The organism is Hydrogenophaga sp., assembly GCF_035481345.1.
Lineage (GTDB): Bacteria > Pseudomonadota > Gammaproteobacteria > Burkholderiales > Burkholderiaceae_C > Hydrogenophaga.
Genome location: NZ_DATIGV010000154.1, coordinates 1 through 5439, shown reverse-complemented (window position 1 = coordinate 5439; position 5439 = coordinate 1). Strand labels below are relative to the sequence as shown.

Genomic DNA, 5439 nt, shown 5'->3' with positions numbered 1-5439 from the left:
GCCTGCTCGAGCCGCCTGGCCGCGTCGCCAGCGGGCAGATCCTGCTGGAAGGCCAGCGCATCGACAACCTCGACGCCGAGGCCATGCGCCGCATCCGCGGCCGGCGCATCGGCGCCATCTTCCAGGACCCGCTGACCTCGCTGAACCCGCTGTACTCGGTCGGCCGCCAGCTCATCGAGACCATCCAGGCGCACCTGCCCGTCACTGCGGCGCAGGCGCGCCAGCGCGCCATCGGCCTGCTGCAGGACACCGGCATCCCGGCGGCCGAGCAGCGCATCGACCACTACCCGCACCAGTTCAGCGGCGGCATGCGCCAGCGCGTGGTCATCGCGCTCGCACTGGCGGCCGAACCCCAGCTCATCGTGGCCGACGAGCCCACCACCGCGCTGGACGTGTCCATCCAGGCGCAGATCATCACGCTGCTCAAGAGCATCTGCAAACAGCGCGGCGCGGCCGTCATGCTGATCACGCACGACATGGGCGTGATCGCCGAGACCTGCGACCGCGTGGCCGTGATGTACGCCGGGCGCGTGGCCGAGATCGGTCCCGTGCACGAGGTGATCAATCACCCGGCCCACCCTTACACCCGTGGCCTGATGGCCTGCATCCCCGACATGACGCAAGAGCGCGAGCGCCTGCACCAGATCGATGGCGCCATGCCGCGCCTCAACGCCATTCCCAAGGGCTGCGCCTACAACCCGCGCTGCGAGCGCGTGTTCGACCGCTGCCATGTGGAGCGCCCCGAACTCATGGACGCGGGCGCCACGCGCGCGGCGTGCTGGCTGCAGCAAGGGGTGTCGGCATGAGCGCCCTGCAGCAACAGGATGCCGCACCCCTGGTGCGCGCCACCGACCTGGCCAAAACCTTCGACGTCTCGCCGCCCTGGCTCAACCGCGTGCTCGAACGCAAGCCGCGCCAGCTGCTGCGCGCCGTGGACGGCGTGAGCTTCGACATCCCGCGCGGCCAGACGCTGGCGCTGGTGGGCGAGTCGGGCTGCGGCAAGAGCACCGTGGCGCGGCTGCTGGTGGGGTTGTACGAGCCGACCCGCGGCGGCTTCCACTTCGACCAGCAGGACGCCCACGCGGCCTTCAAGACGCCTGCCGGGCGCGTGCTGCGCCGGCGCATCCAGATGATCTTCCAGGACCCCTACGCGAGCCTGAACCCGCGCTGGCGCGTGGAGGACATCATCGCCGAGCCGCTGCGCGAGCACGAGATCGAAACCGACCCGCTCAAGCTGCGCGAGCGTGTGGAAGACCTGCTGCGCTCGGTGGGCCTGAGCCCGCACGACAGCCTGAAGTACCCGCACCAGTTCAGCGGCGGCCAGCGCCAGCGCATCTCCATTGCGCGCGCCCTGGCCACGCAGCCGGACTTCCTGGTCTGCGACGAGCCCACCAGCGCACTCGACGTCTCGGTGCAGGCGCAGGTGCTCAACATCATGAAGGACCTGCAGCGCCAGCGCGGGCTGACCTACCTGTTCATCAGCCACAACCTGGCCGTGGTCCGCCACGTGAGCGACCAGGTGGGCGTGATGTACCTGGGCCGGCTGGTGGAACTCGCGCCCAAGCACACGCTGTTCGAGCGCCCGCGCCACCCCTACACCCGCATGCTGCTCGACGCGATCCCGAAGATGCACGACACCGGCAAGGCGCGAACGCCGGTGCAGGGCGAGGTGCCCAACCCCCTGAACCCCCCGAGCGGCTGCGCCTTCAACCCGCGCTGCCCGCACGCCAACGACCGCTGCCGCAACGAGCGCCCCGCGCTGCTGGACATCGGCGGCATCCGCATCGCCTGCCACGCGGTCGAAGAAGGCCGCATTTGATCCAGAGATGCCGCGGAACCGGCTCCGCCGGGCCGCTGGCATCGTCCCCCTCCGGGGGAAGCCGCGTCAGCGGCGCAGGGGGCGCGTGAGCTGTGCGCAGCGCGCACGCTCACGCATACCTTTTGTTCCTGAGGTTGTTCTTCATCTCGCGCAACAGCGGCTGCAGTTTCGTGCCGCCGATGCGCAGCGCCAGGCAGGTGGCCATGATGTCGATCACCATCAGGTGCATCAGCCGCGAGGTCATGGGGCTGTAGCGGTCGTAGCCCTCCGGGTGGTCGGCGGCCAGGTGGATGTGGCCGGCCTGCGCCAGCGGCGAGCCGCTGGTGGTGATGGTGATCACCGTGGCGCCGTGGCGGCGCGCGATATCGGCCGCGTCCATGAGGTCGCGCGTGCGGCCGGAGTTCGACACGATCACCAGGCAGTCGCCCGGGCTCAGCAGTGAGGCGCCCATGACCTGCATGTGGCCGTCGCTGTAGGCCACGGCGTTGATGCCCAGGCGGAAGAACTTGTGCTGCGCGTCCTGCGCCACGATGCCCGAGTTGCCGGCGCCATAGAACTCGATGCGGCCCTTGCCCTTCCATGTCGCCATGAGCGCGTCCACCGCGCGCTCGATCGCGTGGTGCGAGGCGTCGTTGCGGTACTTGAGGAAGGCCGCCACCGTGTTGTCGATGAGCTTGACCATCACGTCGCTGGTCTTGTCGTCGGCGTCCACGCTGCGGTGGATGAAGGGCACTCCCTCGCTCACCGTGCCCGCCAGCTTGAGCTTGAAGTCCGACAGGCCGTCGTAGCCCATGCTGCGGCAGAAACGCACCACGGTGGGCTTGCTCACGTGCGCGCGCTCGGCGAGCTCACTCACCGGCAGGCTCGCGAAGCTGCGCGGATCCTGCAGCACGAGCTTTGCCACGCGCTGTTCGGCCGGGGCGAGCGAGGGCAGCGAGGCCTTGATGCGGTCGAGCATGGCGTGTTACCCAATGGTCCGAAGGGTTGAAATTTTATTACCACCGGAGGCGATAATCCGCCCATGAACCAGCTCGACGCCCTCAAACAGTTCACCACGGTGGTCGCCGACACCGGCGACTTCAAGCAGCTGGCGGCCTACGCCCCGCAGGATGCCACCACCAACCCCTCGCTCATCCTGAAGGCGGTGCAGAAGCCCGAGTACGCGCCCTTGCTGGCCGAGGCCATCGCGCAGCACGGCGTGGCCGACAAGGTGGAGCTGATGAACCGCTTGCTGGTGCGCTTCGGGGTCGAGATCCTGAAGCTCATTCCGGGGCGCGTGTCCACCGAGGTCGATGCGCGCCTGAGCTTCGACACCGGGGCCACGCTGGAACGCGCGCGCCGGCTGATCGCCCTGTACCGGGCCGAGGGCGTGGACACCGAGCGCGTGCTGATCAAGATCGCGGCCACCTGGGAGGGCATTCGCGCGGCCGAACAGCTGGAGCGCGAGGGCGTGCACTGCAACCTTACGCTGCTGTTCTCCTTCCCCCAGGCCGTGGCCTGCGGCCAGGTCGGTGTGCGCCTGATCTCACCCTTCGTGGGCCGCATTTACGACTGGTACAAGAAGCAGGCCGGCGCGCAGTGGGACGAGGCGGCCAACGCGGGCGCGAACGATCCGGGCGTGCGCTCGGTGCGCCGCATCTTCGAGTTCTACAAGCGCCATGGCATCGCGACCGAGGTGATGGGCGCGAGCTTCCGCAACGTCGGCCAGATCACTGCGCTGGCGGGTTGCGACCTGCTCACCATCAGCCCCGAGTTGCTGGCGCAGCTCGCCGCGAGCGAGGCACCGTTGATCCGCGCGCTCGACGCCGAGGCGGCGAAGCGGCTCGACATCGCACCGGTGAAGTACGACGAGGCAGGCTTCCGCTACGCGCTGAACGAAGACGCGATGGCCACCGAGAAGCTCGCCGAAGGCATCCGCGCCTTCGCGGCCGACACAGTCAAGCTGGAAGCGCTGATGGCCTGAACCACGCGCGGCGGCGCCACCAAAAGAAAAAACCCCGCGATCACTCGCGGGGTTTTTTCTTTGGACTTCATCGCCGAGCGAAGAACCGCTCCTACGACGCCGCCAGAGGGTGCAGGGCAAGGCGCAGCCGCGCAGACAGTGGCATCGCCACGGCAAGCGGCTGCAACGCCGCCATGCGCCCTCTGGCAAGGAGCAATTACATGCCCATGCCGCCCATGCCGCCCATATCACCCATGCCGCCACCCGGCATGGCCGGCGCGTCGTCCTTCGGGGACTCGGCGACCATGGCTTCGGTCGTCAGCATCAGGCTGGACACCGAAGCGGCGTTCTGCAGCGCGGTGCGGGTCACCTTGGTGGGGTCCAGGATGCCCATCTCGATCATGTCGCCGTAGGTGTCGTTGGCGGCGTTGAAGCCGTAGTTGCCCTTGCCGGCCAGGATGGCGTTGACCACCACGCTCGGCTCGCCACCGGCGTTGGCCACGATCTCGCGCAGGGGCGCTTCGATCGCTTTCAGCACCAGCTTGATGCCGGCGTCCTGGTCGGCGTTGTCGCCCTTGATGGCACCAGCGGCCTGGCGCGCGCGCAGCAGGGCCACGCCACCACCGGCCACGATGCCTTCTTCCACCGCGGCACGCGTGGCGTGCAGGGCGTCTTCCACGCGGGCCTTCTTCTCTTTCATCTCGACCTCGGTGGCGGCGCCGACCTTGATCACGGCCACGCCACCAGCCAGCTTGGCCACGCGCTCCTGGAGCTTCTCGCGGTCGTAGTCGCTGGTCGCTTCTTCGATCTGCACGCGCACCTGCTTCACGCGGGCTTCGATGTCGGCGGCGGCGCCGGCGCCATCGATGATGGTGGTGTTTTCCTTGCCCACTTCGATGCGCTTGGCCTGGCCCAGGTCGGCCAGGGTCACCTTCTCGAGCGTCAGGCCCACTTCTTCAGCGATGACCTTGCCGCCGGTGAGGATGGCGATGTCTTCCAGCATGGCCTTGCGGCGGTCGCCGAAGCCAGGCGCCTTGACGGCCACGACCTTGAGGATGCCGCGGATGGTGTTGACCACCAGCGTGGCGAGCGCCTCGCCTTCGACTTCCTCGGCGATGATCAGCAGCGGACGACCGGCCTTGGCGACTTGTTCCAGCGTGGGCAGCAGGTCGCGGATGTTGCTGATCTTCTTGTCGAACAGCAGCACGAAGGGGTTGTCCAGCAGGGCGGACTGCTTCTCGGGGTTGTTGATGAAGTAGGGCGAGAGGTAGCCGCGGTCGAACTGCATGCCCTCGACGACGTCGAGTTCGTTCTGCAGGCTCTTGCCGTCTTCAACGGTGATCACGCCTTCCTTGCCAACCTTGTCCATGGCGTCGGCGATGATCTTGCCGATCGACTCGTCGGAGTTGGCGGAGATGGAGCCGACCTGGGCGATTTCCTTGCTCGTGGTGGTGGCCTTGGAGGCCTTCTTGAGCTCGGCGATCAGGGCCTCGACGGCCTTGTCGATGCCGCGCTTGAGGTCCATGGGGTTCATGCCGGCGGCCACGTACTTCATGCCTTCGCGCACGATGGCCTGGGCCAGCACGGTGGCGGTGGTGGTGCCGTCACCGGCGTTGTCGCTGGTCTTGGAAGCGACTTCCTTGACCATCTGGGCGCCCATGTTCTGGAGCTTGTCCTT

At 67.9% G+C, this 5439-nt stretch carries 5 protein-coding genes; 3 read left to right on the top strand and 2 right to left on the bottom strand.

All coding sequences use genetic code 11. The features are described 5' to 3' along the window. A partial coding sequence (locus VLG41_RS15835; RefSeq protein ID WP_325350360.1) for an ABC transporter ATP-binding protein occupies positions 1–806 on the top strand: 806 nt, incomplete at its 5' end. Continuing rightward, complete coding sequence (locus tag VLG41_RS15830; RefSeq protein WP_325350359.1) at positions 803–1819, top strand: dipeptide ABC transporter ATP-binding protein; 1017 nt, start codon at positions 803–805, stop codon at positions 1817–1819. The genes VLG41_RS15835 and VLG41_RS15830, both read left to right, overlap by 4 nt. Positions 1820–1928: 109 nt before the next feature. Here VLG41_RS15830 and VLG41_RS15825 read toward each other — a convergent pair whose 3' ends face one another. Beyond that, a complete protein-coding gene (locus VLG41_RS15825; protein ID WP_325350358.1) occupies positions 1929–2777 on the bottom strand; it encodes a MurR/RpiR family transcriptional regulator in 849 nt (282 codons plus the stop codon). A 63-nt stretch (positions 2778–2840) separates the two neighbouring features. Here VLG41_RS15825 and tal point away from each other — a divergent pair, with 63 nt between their 5' ends. After that, positions 2841–3782, top strand: a complete 942-nt coding sequence (gene tal, locus VLG41_RS15820; RefSeq protein ID WP_325350357.1) for a transaldolase — start codon at positions 2841–2843, stop codon at positions 3780–3782. Between the two features lie 196 nt (positions 3783–3978). On the opposite strand, the gene groL is transcribed toward tal, so the two are convergent. Continuing rightward, a partial coding sequence (gene groL / locus VLG41_RS15815) for a chaperonin GroEL (RefSeq protein WP_325350356.1) occupies positions 3979–5439 on the bottom strand: 1461 nt, incomplete at its 5' end.